The sequence below is a fragment of the Bradyrhizobium sp. WSM4874 genome, from assembly GCF_055811835.1.
The window spans coordinates 1-1,188 of the sequence record NZ_JBVVPR010000151.1 but is presented as its reverse complement, the minus strand read 5'-3'; the positions used below and the strand labels follow the sequence as shown (position 1 = coordinate 1,188).

2 pseudogenes are annotated in these 1,188 nt (G+C 59.6%); both read left to right on the top strand.

Going from position 1 to position 1,188, the window contains the following annotated elements:
- Positions 1 to 76: 76 nt before the first annotated feature.
- Positions 77 to 385: pseudogene (locus AC0L3P_RS39765) on the top strand (integrase core domain-containing protein); the annotation flags it as partial.
- A gap of 684 nt (positions 386 to 1,069) precedes the next feature.
- Positions 1,070 to 1,188 (top strand): annotated as a pseudogene (locus AC0L3P_RS39760) (LabA-like NYN domain-containing protein); the annotation flags it as partial.

Here is a 1,188-nt window from a genome sequence, read left to right as displayed (position 1 = left end):
GAAGAGGCAACATTAAGTCTACCGGGAACATCGCTACATGCGGCAATACGGCTTCCCATCCAGATTGTCGCGCTATAGGGGTGGCCAATACGTCTCTATCAAGTACACCGAGCGCTTGGCTGAAGCTGGCGTCGAGCCTTCCGTTGGTAGTGTCGGAAATTCCTATGACAACGCTCTCGCCGAAACCATCAACGGCCTCTACAAGGCCGAGGTGATCCATCGGCGCGGGCCATGGCGCAGCTTCGAGGCCGTCGAGTTCGCGACCCTGGAATGGGTGGACTGGTTCAACAACCGACGGCTCCTGGAGCCCATCGGCAACATCCCGCCAGCCGAAGCCGAGCAACGCTACTACGCCATGCTGGAACAACCGGCCATGGCGGCATAACTTAAACCAAATAGCCTCCGGCAAACCCGGGGCGGTTCACTTGGTCGCTGATCCCGACTCTAGTCCAAGCCTACCAAAGTATGGCTACTTCATACCTGCGCGCCCTGGCCCCGACCAAGTGCGTGGTGTTAGCGATACATCGAGCGTGGAAGCAACGGAACCGGCCTGCGAGCCGGCAGTTGCGGGAGAAGGCCGGCGGCGTAACGCCCGCCGGTTCTTCCTCCCGACCTAATGACGGTTTGCCGCTCAAGCGACGCTTGCTGAAACAGTTATACAGAGAGTACGCCATGAGAAACATCGCCGACGTCGGCCAGCCCGCGCCCAATTCTCAGGTTATCCCTACGGCTGCAAACCAAGTCGGTCCCATGGCTGACTTTGTCCGAATCCTGCAGGCCCACGATCAAGCCGGGTATGCAAGAATTATGGGCGATGCCGGGGTCCGGCGATCGGAAGTGGCGCGGGCGGCTTGCTCGGGGTGCAGACCAATCTCCCCGCTTGTCGCGCGTCGGCACCAGCTAATTAGACAGGCCTTCGGTCTACATTGACCCGAGCGCGCACGCCTAACGCAACTCGACCGCAGCCGCAGCCGCCTGCTATCCAACTGATGACGAGGGGCAGATCGCCTACATTGCGCTACCGGAGTCGCAAACGAGGGCGACCTCGTATTGCCGAAAGCGGACCAAAATGTCACCTTCCTCTACCGACAAGATCGCGCTCTTCATCGACGGAGCCAATCTCTACGCGACGGCGAAAACTCTGGGCTTCGACATCGATTACAAGCGCCTGCTGAAGGAGTTTCAGAG